The organism is Psychrobacter sp. UBA3068 (genome assembly GCF_002366815.1).
In the GTDB taxonomy this organism is placed as follows: domain Bacteria; phylum Pseudomonadota; class Gammaproteobacteria; order Pseudomonadales; family Moraxellaceae; genus Psychrobacter; species Psychrobacter namhaensis.
This window is the reverse complement of record NZ_DFBY01000039.1, coordinates 1-17840: the sequence shown is the minus strand read 5'-3', so window position 1 is coordinate 17840 and position 17840 is coordinate 1. Positions and strand designations below refer to the sequence as shown.

Sequence of the window (17840 nt, the reverse complement as noted above, 5' to 3'; positions counted from 1 at the left end):
CTCGTCATCAAATGGTCAGTCTTCGTTTGTTAATCTATACCTATAGTACATAGCGGCTCATTCTTGATACGAGTAGCTACTATGAATTATTACTACAGGTAATTAGTTTCAATATTTAATAATTTATTAAGGATGTTATATGAAAAGCTATCGTTCATTCAAAAAAGTGGTGCTGCTATCCGCTTCGATGCTTATCGGTATATCAGCAGCTAATGCGCATACTACCAATCTAAGCACTTCAATTATCGATAATTGCGATAACTTAACTACGTTTGCCAGAAATCTAGATCACAATAACGCGCAGATGTCTGATGCTCAAATGAAAAGCTATGTTGATGCACGAGTCGCTTGCCAAGTTCAGCATCAAGATCAACATCTGCAGTCTGAAAAGTATTTTATAAAAAAATATGGTAGCGATCGTGATAGAAATGCTGATGCCATACTAAATGAATACGTGCAGCATTAAAATATAAAAGTAGCAAGATGACAATATTGTCATCTTGCTGTCATCTCTCTGTCAGAATCAATAAGTTATGCTTTAGACTGGTTATGCTTTAGACTGAATTAATATCCTAAAGCTTTATGTACCCTCAACTAAATCAATTAAGGATTAACCATGTCACTCTTTAAATCAAAGTCTTTACCTAAAGCAATCGTAGCCACTGCCGTCGCTCTAGTCGTTTCAACCTCAGCTATGGCGCATGATCCAAAAATGCATGCGCAAAAAGATCAGATGAACTGTGAAAAAATGGAAAAGCATATGCAAATGATGCAAAAAATGGATCATAGCAAAATGGATATGAACGATCCTGCCATGAAAGCGATGATGGCTAACATGGGTAAAATGAAGCAAATGTATCAAAAGCACTGCGTAACAGATAAAAGTGACTCTTAAACATTGATTTTATAAATCCTTTATTACTGCTAGATAGTTTCATCAATCAGTAATAAGGGTTTGTAGGAAATATTTGTAGACGCTAAGAGTAGGGTATTAAAGAAAATGGATTATAGGATAAACCCATGAAGTTTTTACTAGGAGTACTTTTCACTGTCGTGGTCGCTATTGTTGGTGTCTTTACTGTGGTTATGAGTGGTGTCATTAATATTGGCGCTGATCAAGGACATAGTCCATTGGTTTATAATTTCTTGGAAACCGCTCGCAATCGTTCCATAGCAAATGCCAGTAAAGATATTGTGGTACCAGACTTAGAGAAGGTCGATATCAGCTCTGGGGGCGCGGACTATAAGGATATGTGCGCAGGCTGCCATTTGTCTCCTGGGGTAGAGAGCACTGATTTTAGTGAGAGCCTATACCCTAAGCCACCTAATTTCACTAATGCGCAAGTAGTTGATCGTTATAAAACGGATGCAGGAGCTCAGCAAAGTTTTTGGGCGATTAAGCACGGTATTATGGCATCAGGCATGCCAGCATGGGGTGCTTCTCATGACGACGATAGAATGTGGGCAATGGTCGCTTTTATTAGATCACTACCTGAATTAGATGAAAGCCAATACACGATGCTAACCACTAGGATAGATGGCGATATGATGGACATGTCATTTGACGGTGATATGAATATGTCGGATGATGAATCTGGAATGCAGCATTAATTCTTCCATATTCCTTTATAAAAGCGCAGTGCTAAATAGTGCTGCCTTTTGGGATTTAAACTTTGCCTATACTACACTTAGTTATAGGGTATAAATTTTTAGAAGGTTCAACAGATAAGCAGACGCTTAGGAGTAAGTTATGAGACGCTATATAAATATAATGGGCAATGGACATAAAAAGGTATCAGCTTCTGCTCTTTTACTAGTAGCAACGTCAACAGTAATGGCTTGTAGTCAGCCCGATACTAGTGTTTCAAACTCTACTCAAACTGAGCCAACGCTTGCCACCAAAAGTGCTCAAATAGAGCAACCACAACCGCAAATGATGTCTGTCAGTGCTAATTCAGGTACTGGGTCGACAATTCTACAAAACGTCTCGGCTACAGTTTACAAAGATGCTAATTGTGGCTGCTGCAAAGAATGGGTAGGCTATGCCGAAGGTCATGGTCTAAGCGCAACTGCGCAAGACGTTACAGATTTATCTTTATTTAAAGAGCGTTACGGTGTCCCGCAGCAAATGCGCTCTTGTCATACCACCGTCACTACTAATGGTTATGTTTTTGAAGGTCACGTTCCTGCCAAATACATGGCACAGTTTCTAGCCAATCCGCCAACTGATTCCATCGGTCTTGCGGTACCGAGTATGCCAGTTGGTAGTCCGGGCATGGAATATCAAGATAAATTTATGCCCTATAAAGTCATGCAATTGAACAAGGATGGCAGCACTCAAGTGTATGCGGCTATTGAGTCGCCAGCGCAGCAGATGTAGTTCTATTAATAAGTTATCAGATATATAAGTTCAACTCTCGTTTCATGGATTAACTTAGGTCAATATTATGAATAAAAACAGATTTAACCGCAGGCGTTTTTTGACAGGGTCATCCACCTTGCTCGGCGCGTCGATGCTATCCACACTACCGACGATGGCTAATAGTGCTTTAACTAAAAGCCAAAATGTCGTAGTCAATAGTGATAAACCCGATCATAAAGTACCCATACTGACAGGCAAAGAGTTTGATCTTTATGTCAGTGAGAAGATGATAACGGTCAACGGCAAGTCAAGCATGGCAACGCTGATAAATGACTCACTGCCTGCACCAACGCTTAAGATGCAAGAAGGCGATACGGTCACCATTCGAGTCCATAATCAGCTGAATGAGTCGACCTCTATTCACTGGCATGGCCTCTTAGTGCCGTTTGAGATGGATGGCGTGCCTGGCATCAGCTTCGATGGTATTCCTGCCAATAGTACGTTTACTTATAAATTCAAACTCAAGCAATCGGGTACTTATTGGTATCACTCGCACACCGGCTTTCAAGAACAGACCGGTATGCGCGGTGCTATCGTCGTTGAGGCTAAAGGACGAGAACGTCACCCTATCGCAGAAGACCATGTCATTTTACTTAGTGATTGGACGCACCGTGATCCGCATAATCTGCTAAAACTACTTAAGCAGCGTGCTGACTTTGATAATTATCATCTGCCAGACTTTAAAAAGCTATTGTCCGATATTGCCGCTACGGATCTTGAGGCGGCTTATGATAAACGTAAAATGTGGAACCAGATGCGCATGATGCCGACTGATTTTACTGATTTATCTGGTGAGACCACGTTTACTTATCTTATGAATGGTAAAACGACAGCGGCGAATTGGTCGCAATTGGTCAAAACAGGTCAGCCGGTCAAACTACGCTTTATCAATGGCTCCGCGCAGACCATATTTGATGTGCGCATTCCAGGGCTCAAAATAAAAGTGGTCGGCACCGATGGTAATGATGTCGCGCCCGTTGATGTCGATGACTTCCGTATCGGTGTGGCTGAGACTTATGACGTCATCGTCACCCCAACCCGTGACGCGCATACCATATTTGCCCAAAACATCGATCGCACCGGCTTTGTCGCAACCACGCTTGCCACTAAAAGAGGCGCTCGCGCTGCCATACCTGCTATGGATGATGTTGAGTGGCTAACTATGTCCGATATGATGGGGGCTATGGGTGCTAATGGCTATGATGCCCGTCATGCTAAGACCGAATATGACTTTAAGACAGATATGCGCGTCGATAGTCCACGGATGAATCTCGATGATCCGGGTATTAATTTGCGTGATATTAATCGTAAGGTTTTAACCTATAACCAACTGCATTCTGTTGGCAATGAAATAATGGCCGAGCAGCGCAAGCCCACTCGAGAGATTGAAATACATCTAACCGGTAATATGGAGCGCTATATCTGGGCGTTAGACGGTATTATGTTTAAGGACGCATCGCCTGTTAATATCAAACCGGGCGAGCGTGTGCGTATTACCTTAGTCAATGACACTATGATGAACCACCCTATGCATCTGCATGGTATGTGGAGCGATTTGCGCACGCCTGATGGCGATTTTCAAGTTCGCAAACATACGATAATGGTGCAGCCAGCGCAAAAGATTAGTTTCGATGTCACAGGTGAGGCGGGGCGCTGGGCTTGGCATTGCCATCTGCTGTATCACATGGAAGCGGGCATGTTTCGAGAAGTTGCCGTCATTTAACCCTTTAAATATGAGCCTTATTATGAAAATGTATAAAGTAGGTCTACCGTTTATTGGCATATCATCTTTGCTGTTATTACTGTCACCTGTAGCAAATGCCGCTGACATGCCCGATATGGATCACGGCAACATGGATATGTCGAATATGGACATGTCGAACATGGATCACAGTGGCATGGATATGTCAGATATGGATATGTCGAGTATGGATCATAGTGGCATGGACATGTCAGGTATGGATCACAGTAGTATGGACATGTCAGGTATGGATCATAGCAGTATGAATATGGATATGTCTGGAATGCAAGGCGGCGAACCACCTCCTAATGCTCGTAGTCCCGACTACTCAAATGGTGTTACCTATGGACAATATGATAAGCCGGTAATGATGGGTAGTGCACCATTATGGGGCGTGTCAGTAGAAACCTTAGGCTATCAGTTTGAGGACGATCAAATCGATTTTGAAGCTGAAGGATGGTATGGCACTGATAGCAATCGTGTCACTCTACGCAGTGAGGGTAGTGCCCAAACTGAAGGTGATAAAGAAATCGATAGTCTGACCTCGCTCGCTTACTGGAAGCCTCTCGGTATCTATTGGAACGGAGAAGCAGGTGTCGCTTATAATACTGAAAACGATAAGTCCGCAATCATGGCTGGCATTGTCGGTACAGCGCCGTACTTTGTTGAGACTGACGCTAGAGCCTACGTATATACTGATGGACAAGTCCAGCTTGATCTTGGTACAGCGTACGAGTGGCGCTTAGCTCAGCGTTGGATTGTCAGACCAGAAGTGCAGTTGACTGCTTTCAGTAAAGATGATACTGACAACGGTATTACTAAAGGTTTTAATGAGCTTGAAACTGAAGTTCGGTTAGCTTATGAAACCCTAAGTCGTCAATTATCACCCTACGTTGGTTTTAGTTATGCATCAGCCTTAGGGGATGCACGAGACTTACGCCGCCAAGAAAACGTAGCCGTTGACTCTAGTAGTGTAACCGCTGGCGTAATGTTCTGGTTCTAAATTATAAAATGTCCATTATACCAATATTGTTAAATTTAAAGAGGTCACATTATGAATACTGCTAACAATGCTGCTAACAATGGGAATATGAATCATCAAAGCCATCAACAGGGTATAAATCCTTATGTGAAGTTCACTTTGATGATATTAACATCCACAGTGGTGATGTTTATCATGATGTATTTTAATACCTATAAATTGGATCACGTCTATTTTAGTGAAACCCGAGCTTATATGGCATTGTATATGGGCGCTGTGATGGCCATTATTATGCTCGCCTTTATGAGCAATATGTATAAAAAAACCAAGATAAACTTGATGGTCTATGGGGTTAGTGTGGTGTTATTTGCCTTTGGTCTATGGGGTGTGCGCTCGCAGCAAACTGTCGACCAAGTAGATTGGATGCAAGCCATGATTCCGCATCACTCTATTGCTATTTTGACCAGTGAGCGTGCTGATATCGAAGACCCACGTGTACGTCAGCTTGCTGATGACATTATCGAAGCACAAAAGCGTGAAATCGGTGAGATGCAAGCACTTATTGATGAGTTGGAATAATATATTATGATACCAATAAGTAAGCTCTTCTTTAAAAACTATTTACTATATCGCGTCTTTTAATTCTAACTATACCTACTCCTTACTTCAAAAATAACCTGTAAAACTGAAGTTCTACGAAGAAATAGATTAAGGTCGAATAAGTATGAAGCAAGATAGAGCGACTCGCTATCAGAAGGATAGTTTGACATTATCAGGAACAGTTATGCTAGGTACCGGTGTCATGATCGGTGCTGGTATTTTCGCTCTGACCGGTCAGATGGCTCAGATGACGGGTTCGCTTTTCCCACTTGCTTTTCTAGCCGCCGCAATCGTTGTTTCTTTTAGTGCCTATTCTTATATCAAAATCTCTAACGCTTACCCGTCGGCTGGCGGTGTTGCAATGTACCTGCATCAGGCATACGGAGATCGTTTACCGACTGGATTTAATGCCCTGCTGATGTATTTCTCCATGGTTATAGCGCAGAGCTTTTTGGCCCGGACGTTCGGGTCATACACTATGCAGTTATTCGGTGGCGATGACAGCGGTCGCATGGTATCCATCCTTGGCGCCGCGCTTATTCTTGCTGCGTTCTTTATCAATTTACTTGGTAATCGTTGGATTCAGGGGGTTGCATCGGTTATCGGTATTATAAAAATTGTCGGTATTCTTATATTCGGGTTGGTTGGTATCTGGCTAGCTGATAGCTTTGCAGTTGATTCTTCTACATTAGGTGACACTAATACTGTTGGTGACTTTCTTGGCGCAACGGCGCTAGGCATACTGGCATTTAAAGGCTTTACCACGATTACCAACAGTGGCTCGGAAGTAAAAAATCCTCATCGCAACGTCGGCCGTGCCATTGTAATATCAATCGCAATATGCGTAGTTATTTACACTCTAGTCGGTTTCGCGGTGTCTAGTAATCTATCTCTTGCCGAAATCATCGAAACTAAAGATTACTCCTTGGCTGCCGCCGCACGCCCAGCACTTGGCGACTATGGTCTATGGTTCACAGTTGCAATCGCAATGGTAGCTACCGCTGGCGGCCTCCTTGCTAGCATCTTCGCAGTCTCTCGTATGCTTGCTATGTTGACTGAGATGAAGCTGGTGCCTCATCGTCATTTGGGAATGCCGGGAAGCGTTCAAAAACATACGTTGGTCTATACTGTGGTGTTGGGTTTAGCTTTTACGACGTTATTTGACTTATCACGAATTGCAGCGCTTGGCATTGTTTTCTATCTAATTATGGATATCGCCATTCATTGGGGTGTTTTGCGATACCTTCGTCAGGATATAAAGGCGGTGATGTGGGTGCCTATAGTGGCCATACTTCTTGACCTGTTGGTTCTCGGCGGTTTTGTCTGGATTAAACTAAACTCAGATCCATTCGTACTTGGCGTAGCAGTCGTCACTATTGTAGTGATTGCTGTGGCTGAGCAGGTTTACCTGAAATCTTCAGCGAGGAAAAAAGCTATCGAAAAAGATACGCTTGCAGACCATCATTGACAGTAACATCAAAGAGTTTACAGAAAATTGTTTGGTTAAAAATTGCATAGATTTAAGCGTCTGCTTACTATCTTCAAGAATTGATTTCATGCAATACGATATTCATAAAGACAACAGGGAAAGTAAGCTATGAATGAGTCATTTAATCACGCTGGAACTTGGGGTCTCGCACTAATTGTTATTGTTCTGATTTCTTGGTTCTTTTACCGTTATTTCGCACCAAAGAACTGGCGTGAATGGGCGGGTGCTGGTGTAGTTCAGGCTTTCATTATTGCACTTTACGCAGAAATGTATGGCTTTCCGCTCACTATATATTTATTAGTACGGTTTTTTGGTTTGGACAGCCAATATGTCAGCGCTAGCTTATGGTCGACCCTTGTTGGTTTAGGTGAGACAGGCATGATGATCTCAATGCTACTCGGCTATGCTATTGCATTTTTAGGAGTCGGTCTTTTTGCTCAAGGTTGGCGCCAAGTCCACAAAGCACGAGGGGAAAATCGTTTAGTAACTGATGGACTCTATGCCTACGTACGTCATCCTCAGTACACCGGGTTGTTTATTGCACTGTTCGGTGAGGGTGTGGTGCATTGGCCAACTCTGTTTTCAATCGGTCTGTTTCCAGTGATTGTGCTTGTATACACATGGTTAGCTCGACGTGAGGAACGGCATATGTTTGAAGAGTTTGGTAAAGACTACCTTGCTTACAAACAGCAAGTGCCAATGTTTATTCCTCAATGGGGTCAATGGCGTCAACTTGCCGCCGCCGCACGAGTTAAAAAGTAATATCAATACAGGATAAAGCTTTAATTCATACAAATCCTTAGAGTTAGCATGGTTAGATACGATTGGTTATCTTGAGCTTGAACCACATCATACAATAGTGAGGATTACTAAGATGGTCAAATCAAACTTAACAACAAGTACTTTAAGGATTGCCCCTGTTGGCAATAGTGTATCGTTGTTTCTACTCATTAGTTATCTATTATGCATAGGGTTTGGTTTACTCGCACCCGAACAGATAGCGATGCACGAAGCTTGGGCACCTCTACTACCTGGCTTTGAGTGGTTAACATGGACAGGTTTTCTAATTGGACTTGTAGAATCATATCTTTACGGTTGGTATTTCGCCATCTTGTTCGTGCCACTATATCGTTGGTTCGCCAAAGTGCGCTAAAGATATTGATATATTAACAGTCAGTAAACCTCTTCGGTTCGAGTAAAAATTAATTGAAGAGTTGGAGTGATCACAGTTTAGACTGAGGAGAAATCATAATGAATGGGTCAATGCATGGCATGATGAACGGCTCAATGATGTATGGCATGGGCTGGGTTATGATGCTTATCTGTTTGTTATTCACCCTACTATTTTTCGCAGTACTAGTACTAACAATCATGGCACTGCTCAAGTATTTGCGTGATAAAAACTAAATTCCAATTGAAAAGTATAGAAATTATTTTTTAGAGGTTTTTAGATTAATGATTAGATGAATAGCAATCGAGGATTGATGATAGTGCTTTAAGAGTTGTACTTATTATCAATATTTATTGTCTTCAAGGAGTGGTTTTATGAAACATATTGCCGATGAAAAATCTATCAAAGGTGGTCAGTACGATAAAGTACCGGAAAATTATAGCGGTACGGTCTATATTTGTCCTATGCATCCAGAAGTAAGAGATGTTGAAAAAAGTGACTGCCCAATATGTGGCATGTTTCTTAAACCTGAAGACGAAGTTGCTAAAGATGATAGTCACGCTAGCTGTCATGGAAAGGATACTGATAGTAGCGGAGTAAAATCTGTTAAAGGCGGTAAATACGATAAAGTACCTGCTGATTACGACGGCACGGTATATACCTGTCCTATGCATCCTGAAGTGAGAGACGTTAGAAATAGCGGTTGTCCGATATGTGGTATGGCGCTTGAGCCCGAAACGCTTACTATCGGTGAAGAGGACACCTCAGAGCTTGACGACATGACTCGTCGTTTTTGGATATGTACCGTGTTGACTGTACCGCTATTAATATATGTGATGAGCGGTATGTTTGGAGTTGACTTTAGTCAGTATGGTATACCTTCACAGGTTTTACAATGGGCTGAGTTAGTGCTCGCGACCCCTGTAGTGCTTTGGGGCGCCGCCCCGTTTTTCGTTCGTGGCTGGCAGTCTATAAAAAGCCGCAATCTAAATATGTTTACCTTGATTGCGATAGGCGTAGGCGCTGCTTATATTTTTAGTATTGTCGCGACCTTTTTTCCCGATATTTTCCCAGACAGTTTCAGAGATGCCTCTGGTCAAGTCGGAGTCTACTATGAAGCGGCAGCGGTCATTGTGACCTTGGTGCTACTGGGTCAAGTATTAGAGCTCAAAGCTAGAAGTCAAACTTCAGGTGCGATTAGAGCTTTGCTTGAGCTCGCACCACCAACCGCAAGACGTGTCGATGAAAACGGTGAAGAAGTCGAAGTCTCGCTTGATGAGGTCGTCACTGGCGATAAGCTACGGGTTAAACCAGGTGAGAAACTACCCGTAGATGGTACAGTGATCGATGGTAATAGTAATGTTGATGAATCAATGGTGACGGGTGAGCCAATCCCTGTATCAAAAGTAGCAGGAGATACAGTGACTGGTGGTACGGTAAATGGCACCGGAACGCTATTAGTCGAAGCGGTCAATGTTGGAGCAGATTCAGTATTATCTAAAATTGTACAAATGGTTGCTGAAGCCCAGCGTAGCCGCGCACCTATACAGAAATTGGTAGATAAGGTAGCTGGGTGGTTCGTACCGATCGTGCTTATTTGCTCCGTCATTACCTTTATTGTCTGGGCGATATTCGGCCCTGAGCCCGCTATGACCTATGCTTTGGTTAACGCGATTGCGGTACTGATTATTGCTTGTCCTTGTGCCCTTGGTCTAGCGACGCCGATGTCCATTATGGTTGGTACCGGCAAAGGCGCGCAAAACGGCGTCCTCATCAAAAATGCTGAAGCGTTAGAGAGTATGGAAAAAGTCGATACCATTGTCGTCGACAAGACCGGAACACTGACCGCTGGTAAGCCCGAGCTTACCGCAATTGATGCGCAGGTAGGTCAAGATGAAGACGAGTTCCTCGCATTGGTAGCCTCAGTAGAAAGCGCTAGCGAGCATCCTTTAGCAGAAGCTATCGTTAGAGCAGCTCAAGAAAGATCACTCATTATTCCTAAAGCTACTGACTTTAATTCGACTACTGGCGAAGGCGTACAAGCCGTGGTCGATGGTAAGAAAGTCGCTATTGGTAACTCTAAGCTTATGGAAAGCCTAAATAGTTTTGATAATGAGCTGTCCACTAAAGCTGATGTCCGTAGAAAAGACGGTGAAACGGTAATGTTTGTGGCTATAGACGGTAAAGCTGCTGGTATTATTTCAGTTGCTGACCCTATTAAACCAAGCACTAAAGAGGCTATTTCACTGCTTCATGACGCAGGTTTAAAAGTTGTGATGCTAACCGGTGACAACGAAAAAACCGCGCAGGCAGTCGCCAATAAACTAGGTATTGATGAAGTTCATGCGGATGTCTCACCAGAGGATAAAAACCGTATCGTCAAAGAAATGCAAGACAGCGGTAAATTGGTCGCTATGGCGGGTGATGGTATCAACGACGCACCAGCGCTAGCGCAAGCTAATGTTGGTATCGCTATGGGAACCGGTACCGATGTGGCGATGGAGAGTGCGGGCATTACCCTGCTAAAAGGTGATTTAATGGGCATTGCCAAAGCTTATAAGCTTAGCCACGCCACCATGCGCAATATCAGACAGAATCTGTTTTTTGCCTTTATCTACAATGCACTTGGTGTTCCTATTGCCGCAGGTGTGCTCTATCCCATATTTGGGCTTCTGCTCAGTCCGATGATAGCAGCGGCAGCGATGAGCTTGTCGTCATTCTCGGTGATTGCTAACGCGCTGCGATTGCGCCGTTTGAAACTATAATTCTGGTACGGTAAAAAGTGTTCTAAAGCACACTGACACATACTGATCTAAACAAGATCACAAAATATAAGGATACCGTTATGGGCAGCTTTTCTATTACACATTGGCTGATTTTATTGGTCGTAGTGGTGGTCGTATTTGGTACTGCCAAGCTTAAAAATGCAGGTAAAGATTTAGGCGGTGCGGTGAAGGGTTTTAAAGAAGCGGTCAAAGATGAAGAACCCGAGAATGCTCGCAAAAATCATGTGCTTAGCCATGAAAATAGTACGCCAGCTGCAAGTAATGATTTAAATACGCGTGTAGGTAATCAGGCTGATGATATGGAAATCAGCCCTATTTCCACTGATGACCAGCCTAAAGTATGAAGCGCGCCGCTTATAAATAGCGGCACTAAGTAGTCTATTAATATATGTGACTGTTATGTTTGATATTGGGTTTTCCGAATTACTCTTGTTTGGCGTCATTGCTTTAATCGTATTGGGCCCAGAAAAACTACCACAAGCTGCACGTACCGCTGGGCAATGGTATGCCAAATTGCGTCGCACGATTTCAACCTTACAGTCTGATATAGAGTCTGAGCTTGATTTGGCTGAGACACGAAAACAGATGCAAGATGAGCTGGCAAAGATTCGTCAGACTGAGACAGACATGCGGCGTGAGTTAGCCGAGATGCGCGGTAGTATGGATAAGTTTGAAAACTCGCAAAACCAAAGCTTAGATACTTCCTATCAGTCAAACACTCCTCAGCAGCAAAATCATCAGCCAGATACTTCCTCTTCTTCAGCTATAGAGAAGGGGGATAAATGAGCTTATTTAAGCGCCAAAAAAGTCGCCAAAGAAAGTTAGCAAATACAGATGCTAAGGCGTCAGATGCTACCCATAATGTTGAGACTGATAATGTGCTGAATGTGCTTAGCGACATGCCTATTACTGAGCATTTGATTGAATTACGCAAGCATCTCATCAAAATATGCGTAGCCGTTTTGATCGTCTTCTTAGCATTGGTAGGGTTTTCGCGTGAGCTCTACAATCTTTTATCAGACCCTCTGGTTGCGCAGCTGCCTGCGAATTCGACTATGATTGCTACTGATATTACCTCGAACTTTATGGCACCTATTCGCTTGACGATTTTCGTTGCTGCCTTTGTAGTGATGCCGTATATTCTGTATCAAATTTGGTCATTTATAGCGCCTGGATTATATAAAAAAGAGAAAAAAATCACTATTCCAGTGCTGATATCTTCGATATTCCTATTTTATTCTGGTGTCGCTTTTGCCTACTTTGTGGTACTCAAAGGCGTATTGAAGTTCTTTATTTTATTCGCTCCGCAAAACGTTATACCTATGACCGATATCGACAGTTATTTAAGCTTTGCGCTAAAGTTATTTATGGTATTTGGACTCACTTTTGAGATTCCAGTGGTTACTTTATTATTGATAATGGTCGGTATCATATCCACTCAGAGTCTAGAGAGTAAGCGCCGATATATCATCGTCGGTTGTTTTGCTGTGTCAGCGGTAGTCACACCGCCCGATGGGGTGTCAATGCTATTGCTCGCGATTCCAATGTGGCTACTGTTCGAGTTAGGTTTGTTTTTAGCGAAAGTACTCATTAAAGAAGAGCGTAAAACCGTATAACCTTGCAAAGTAGCTAATTTATAAACTAGATATATTGCAAATTAAGTATCTTGCAAAATGACTATTTCGTAAAGTAACTATAAAAACAACCTTATCTTAAACATTTAAGACACTTTTTTTATTTCGGCTGTCCCCTAAACCCTATCAGTACATTCAACTTAGTAATGAGATTTAAATGGAATCCCTAATTAATAATAAAAACAAAACGAATGATAATCTGGCAAATCAGCTTAATCAAGAGTGCTATTGCCGTACTTTAGATCGTAAAGCGCTTAATAACAGCCTGCAAGATCAATTAGTAAACACAAGAGATAATCCACTAGGAGCCAATGAGCTTAATAAGCTGTTTTCAGCGACACCGGTGTTCGTCCCTAAGACAGAGATAGAAGCAATGGTGCGAATCATCGCAGCTATTGAGTCGACTGCTAGACTACCGTCATATCAACAGCAAGTACTGTCGTGGGCACCCAATATCGCGGCTTTCGATCCGGGGCCAATAGGGGCCTTTATGGGTTATGACTTTCACTTAGGGAGCGATGACCCCAAGCTTATTGAGATCAATACCAATGCTGGAGGCGCATTTTTAAACGTAGCACTTGCCCGCGCACAAAAACACTGCTGTCGCCCCTCAGAGCAAAGTGTTGCTACTACTAAAATGCTTGATGGGTTTGAAGAAGCGGTCGCTAATATGTTCATACAAGAATGGCAGCGACAATCGGCAACTAGCATGCCCAATCGCATTGCTATTGTGGATAATGAGCCCAAAAGCCAGTTCATGTATTTGGAGTTTCAGCTGGCCTGCCAACTACTTCAAGCTAAAGGCATTGATACCGTTATACTCGATCCGTCTGAGCTTAACTATGCTGATGGTGTACTGACAGCTCATAGCAAGCCCATTGATATGATCTATAATCGGTTAGTCGATTTCGCCTTTGAAAACCCCAACCACGCCGTGCTTAAAAGTGCCTATTTAGAGGGTGCGGTAGTAGTAACCCCCAATCCGCATGCCCATGCTATATTCGCTAATAAGCGCAACCTGACTTTACTATCCGATACGCAAACTTTGCAGTCGTGGGGACTAGGTGATGATGATGCAGAATATCTAAAAAAGTCAGTACCAACTACCAGAATGGTTACAAAAGAGGATGCAGCAGAATTATGGCGTACTCGGAGACAATTGTTTTTTAAGCCAGTAGCTGGTTATGGTAGTAAGGGCGTTTACCGTGGCAGCAAGATTACCCGCCGCGTATTCGAGACTATTTTAGATGAAAGCTATATTGCGCAGACCTTTATCCCTGCTACAGAGCGATCAATAAAGATTGATGATGTGGTGACGACTAGAAAGGTAGATATACGTCTTTATACCTATGCAGGACAGCTGCTACTAACTGCTGGGCGTATCTATCAAGGCCAAGCGACTAACTTTCGCACACCAGGGGGTGGCTTTGCGCCTGTTTTTCAAGTCTGAACATAGCATGAACATGTAGCTTTGGCTTCTTAAGTAACGTTTACTAGTTTAATTATTCTGCATACCAACTTATCAATAAAACATCATGCTGAATTGGAAAGATGATGATCCAAACCGTTATCCACTACTTCCTGCATTTTGGCATGCCGTTGATTATTGCCTATACTTTTTTTCGTGATGATTACAAACGAGTATATTTGATTCTTTTAGCAACCATGCTGGTAGATTTAGATCACTTGCTAGCAACACCTGTTTTCTTACCTGATCGCTGTAGTATTAATTTTCATCCATTACATACTTACTATGCAATGGCAGTTTATGCGGCTATGCTATTTCTACCAAAGCCCTATAGAATAATTGGTCTAGGATTGTTACTACATATGCTGACTGATTCAAATGACTGCGTAATGACCTATCTGAATAGACTCTAGTGCTTATGCGTAGTCGTTAGCTATAGTGAAAAAATTATACAGGATTAGTTAAAATAAATAGGGTAATCTTCCTTTAATGTCGTTCCTTCCTCAAAAAGGATAAAAAGTGATTCTGGCAATTATAATGGCAGCGATTCTAATCGCTGTCTGCACAGCAATACATTATGGCGTATTAAAATTCTCGTCACAGTTTGTGACGCCGTCGCGCCATCCGGGACACTGCCTTGGGGTCGCAGTTGCCTCAATCGTGCTGGCTCATATCCTTGAGGCACTGCTTTATGCGACTGGCTTTTGGGTTGCTGTGCATAACTTTCAGGTTGGTGACCTCGTCTCGTCCTCATCCAACGGCAGTGCCTCCCTTACCTTTATGGACTACTTTTACTTCTCGCTAGTTAACTACACAACGCTTGGGCGAGGTGACCTCATGCCTAACGGACATCTTCGATTTATGACCGCGATGGAGGCCTTCCATGGTTTCCTACTGATTACAATGTCCGGAACCTTTGTGCTGCAGATCATGAATGGTAAAAAACCCCTTGCAAATTAGCTAAAGACTATTTAGCTAAAGACTATCTCGACTATGTGTAGCATAGGGCTGCATAAACCTATGTCAGGATACTAACGTTATTCTGGCATAAGAAAAATAGTTCAAGTTGTTATAAGGAATAAAGCTATGAATCCAAACAATAATAACTACCATCAGGACATTCATCAGTCTGATACTTCTAATAAAACATTAAATACTAATGACAACTGGATTGAGAAAATATGGGCGTGGGCAGATGAGTTTGAGCTCAAGCATTCTGAAATTCCTCGTAATAAAGAATCACTGTTAGCCCTAAAAAAGCTAGAGATCTTAGAGCCTGAACATGATGAGCAACACTCAAAAGACGTCTATAGAATAGCCTATCTACCCGATGAGCTTACCAACCTTACAAATCTAGTAGATATAACTATCAGTGGCATATGTTCAAGTCATTTACTGCCCAATATCGGTAAGCTCACTAATCTAACCAAACTGTCTATTAGTCACTCTAAACTTGTCGCATTACCTGAGAGCATCGGGCAACTGAGTTATCTTACTGAACTCTTTATTGATCAAAGTGAACTCGAAGCGCTACCTGATAGTATTGGACAACTTCATAACCTTACTAAGATGTTCATTGGTCGCTGTCAGATTCAATGTTTACCTGACAGCATTGGACAGCTTACTAAGCTTACGGTACTTGATATAGTTCACTGTGAGATTGAAGAACTGCCTGACAGCATAGGGCAGCTTATTAACCTCGCTAAGCTTTTTATTAGTTATTGCCCGCTCAAGCACTTGCCTGACAGCATAGGGCAACTCAAAAATTTAAATGACCTTGATCTTATTAACTGTGATCTCAAAGACCTACCTAGTAGTATTGGACAGCTTACCAACCTCAACAAGCTTTATATTAATCGTTGTCGTATTAAAGAGTTGCCCGCCAGCGTTGGACAACTGAGCAGTCTTACAGAGCTTTTTATTACTCATTGTGAGCTTGAAGAGCTACCTGATAGCATAGGCCAGCTTTTGAGCTTAACTCACCTTGACCTGCTTCACCTTGAACTAACGGAGCTACCCGATAGCTTTGGACACCTCATTAACCTTGCTGAGCTTAATATTATCAACTGTAAACTTAAAGTATTGCCTGATAGCATCGGACAGCTCGTTAACTTAACTAAGCTCAATTTTAATCACTCTAAGCTTGAAGTCCTACCTGATAGCATAGGGCAGCTTATTAGCTTAACTGAGCTTTTTATTAGTCATGGCAAGTTTGACAAGCTACCTGATAGCGTAGGTCAACTTACTAATCTAGAGAAGCTTTATATTAACCATTGTAGCCTCAAAGAGCTGCCTGAAATCATAGGGCAACTTAAGAGTCTGACTGAGTTTTTTATCAGTTATTGTAAATTGGGCAAGCTACCTAATAGTATTGGTGAGCTTAATAATCTTGTTAAGCTTGAGCTTGTTTATTGTAATCTTAGAAACCTGCCAGATAATTTTACACAGCTGAATAGTTTGAGATGTATCAATCTTACTGGTAATCCTCTTGATAGGCTTTCTCCGAGGGTGAAATGTTATTTACGTTCTATTGATACAGTCTACGGTTGGGATAAACAATCATACTCTTAGCGGTTGTGCGATATTCACATCATACTCTTAGCAAACTTCAAACCCTAATATTAACAACCTCACCTGAGTAAAATATCAATTTAAACGAAGGCTACTAACGCTATATATAGCATAGTGTTAGTAGCCTTTTTTAATGTCTCAAATGCACAAAATATAAGCGCATATATACCATGAAGTAAGATTTATAGCCCCTCAATAGTTGAGTTTTTGACATCTAACAAATTATGATTTCGCTCGTAGAAATTCATCAAATCCTCATTAATAATGACAGTGTGGATTCCTGATAAGATTATTATTGGAGAATAACTTAGCACACACATTGAACCGCCCCGGTATTGTCGGAGACTTAACATTCTGAGAGAATACGACAATGAAAAGACAAACCTACACTCCTGAAATGAAAGAGCGCGCCGTCCGTATGCTAATTGAAGCTAAAGACGATTACCCATCCACCTGGTCAGCCATCAAAGCCATAGCGCCAAAGATAGGTTGCACGCCTGAGACCCTACGATCATGGCATAAAAAGCACATTGATAAAACCATTCCTGCAAAGATTCAAGCTCAAAGCCAAGCCGAGCGCATCAAAGCGCTTGAACGTGAGAACAAAGAGCTTAAGCAAGCTAATGAAATCATCAGGAAGGCTGCGGCTTTTTTCGCCCAGGCGGAAATAGACCGCAAACCTTAGTGATGGTTCAATTCATCGACGAGAATAAATCTATTTATGGCATTCCAGCTATTTGTAGAGTCTTGCCGATTGCTCCATCCACATACTATCGTACCAAAGACTTAAACGACAATCCGGAGAAGCGTTCACAGCGTAGTCAGCATGACGATTTCTATCTAAATGAGATTAAACGTATCTGGCAGGACAGCAAATGCCGTTATGGTACTCGTAAAGTCTGGAAACAGTTGAAAGCAGAGGGTATACATCCTGCACGCTGCACTGTAGAGCGTTTAATGCGTCAGCATGGAATGC

General features: G+C 42.3%; 19 protein-coding genes, 1 pseudogene and 1 other annotated feature. All 20 genes and pseudogenes read left to right on the top strand.

Going from position 1 to position 17840, the window contains the following annotated elements; genetic code table 11:
* Positions 1–139 precede the first annotated feature (139 nt).
* On the top strand, positions 140–466 hold the full coding sequence (locus B2P60_RS09175) for a hypothetical protein (protein ID WP_093068413.1): 327 nt from the start codon (positions 140–142) through the stop codon (positions 464–466).
* 150 nt (positions 467–616) lie between these two features.
* Positions 617–895, top strand: coding sequence for a hypothetical protein (locus B2P60_RS09170; RefSeq protein ID WP_286740910.1), 279 nt, complete (start codon positions 617–619; stop codon positions 893–895).
* A 125-nt stretch (positions 896–1020) separates the two neighbouring features.
* A complete protein-coding gene (locus tag B2P60_RS09165; protein WP_201611821.1) occupies positions 1021–1611 on the top strand; it encodes a c-type cytochrome in 591 nt (196 codons plus the stop codon).
* A gap of 139 nt (positions 1612–1750) precedes the next feature.
* Positions 1751–2380: a DUF411 domain-containing protein gene (locus tag B2P60_RS09160; protein ID WP_025645678.1), complete on the top strand. Its 630-nt coding sequence runs from the start codon at positions 1751–1753 to the stop codon at positions 2378–2380.
* Between the two features lie 67 nt (positions 2381–2447).
* Positions 2448–4145, top strand: a complete 1698-nt coding sequence (locus tag B2P60_RS09155; RefSeq protein ID WP_286740907.1) for a copper resistance system multicopper oxidase — start codon at positions 2448–2450, stop codon at positions 4143–4145.
* A gap of 22 nt (positions 4146–4167) precedes the next feature.
* Complete coding sequence (locus B2P60_RS09150; protein ID WP_286740906.1) at positions 4168–5166, top strand: copper resistance protein B; 999 nt, start codon at positions 4168–4170, stop codon at positions 5164–5166.
* A gap of 51 nt (positions 5167–5217) precedes the next feature.
* Positions 5218–5724, top strand: coding sequence for a DUF305 domain-containing protein (locus tag B2P60_RS09145; RefSeq protein ID WP_286740904.1), 507 nt, complete (start codon positions 5218–5220; stop codon positions 5722–5724).
* Between the two features lie 145 nt (positions 5725–5869).
* Positions 5870–7213, top strand: a complete 1344-nt coding sequence (locus B2P60_RS09140) for an APC family permease (RefSeq protein ID WP_226949499.1) — start codon at positions 5870–5872, stop codon at positions 7211–7213.
* A gap of 129 nt (positions 7214–7342) precedes the next feature.
* Positions 7343–7996 (top strand): methyltransferase family protein, encoded by a 654-nt coding sequence (locus B2P60_RS09135; protein ID WP_068037334.1) that lies wholly within the window; start codon positions 7343–7345, stop codon positions 7994–7996.
* Between the two features lie 112 nt (positions 7997–8108).
* On the top strand, positions 8109–8387 hold the full coding sequence (locus B2P60_RS12300) for a DUF5676 family membrane protein (protein ID WP_025645689.1): 279 nt from the start codon (positions 8109–8111) through the stop codon (positions 8385–8387).
* 98 nt (positions 8388–8485) lie between these two features.
* Positions 8486–8641 (top strand): hypothetical protein, encoded by a 156-nt coding sequence (locus B2P60_RS09130; RefSeq protein ID WP_156770962.1) that lies wholly within the window; start codon positions 8486–8488, stop codon positions 8639–8641.
* 138 nt (positions 8642–8779) lie between these two features.
* Positions 8780–11170, top strand: coding sequence for a copper-transporting P-type ATPase (locus tag B2P60_RS09125; RefSeq protein ID WP_286740901.1), 2391 nt, complete (start codon positions 8780–8782; stop codon positions 11168–11170).
* Between the two features lie 80 nt (positions 11171–11250).
* Positions 11251–11535, top strand: a complete 285-nt coding sequence (gene tatA, locus B2P60_RS09120; RefSeq protein ID WP_011959992.1) for a Sec-independent protein translocase subunit TatA — start codon at positions 11251–11253, stop codon at positions 11533–11535.
* A 55-nt stretch (positions 11536–11590) separates the two neighbouring features.
* Positions 11591–11977 (top strand): Sec-independent protein translocase protein TatB, encoded by a 387-nt coding sequence (tatB, locus tag B2P60_RS09115; protein ID WP_192992010.1) that lies wholly within the window; start codon positions 11591–11593, stop codon positions 11975–11977.
* On the top strand, positions 11974–12807 hold the full coding sequence (gene tatC, locus B2P60_RS09110; protein WP_025645697.1) for a twin-arginine translocase subunit TatC: 834 nt from the start codon (positions 11974–11976) through the stop codon (positions 12805–12807). Before tatB ends, tatC begins: the two co-directional genes overlap by 4 nt.
* A 175-nt stretch (positions 12808–12982) precedes the next feature.
* Positions 12983–14275 carry a hypothetical protein gene (locus tag B2P60_RS09105; RefSeq protein WP_071001775.1) on the top strand — a complete coding sequence of 431 codons (1293 nt, stop codon included), beginning with the start codon at positions 12983–12985 and terminating at the stop codon, positions 14273–14275.
* A gap of 101 nt (positions 14276–14376) precedes the next feature.
* A complete protein-coding gene (locus B2P60_RS09100; protein ID WP_226945081.1) occupies positions 14377–14706 on the top strand; it encodes a DUF6122 family protein in 330 nt (109 codons plus the stop codon).
* A 124-nt stretch (positions 14707–14830) separates the two neighbouring features.
* Positions 14831–15253 (top strand): ion channel, encoded by a 423-nt coding sequence (locus B2P60_RS09095; protein WP_201611663.1) that lies wholly within the window; start codon positions 14831–14833, stop codon positions 15251–15253.
* A gap of 126 nt (positions 15254–15379) precedes the next feature.
* On the top strand, positions 15380–16864 hold the full coding sequence (locus tag B2P60_RS09090) for a leucine-rich repeat domain-containing protein (protein WP_201600860.1): 1485 nt from the start codon (positions 15380–15382) through the stop codon (positions 16862–16864).
* A gap of 370 nt (positions 16865–17234) precedes the next feature.
* Positions 17235–17840 (top strand): annotated as a pseudogene (locus B2P60_RS09085) (IS3 family transposase); the annotation flags it as partial.
* Positions 17510–17626: a sequence feature (AL1L pseudoknot), on the top strand. Its footprint overlaps the pseudogene before it by 117 nt.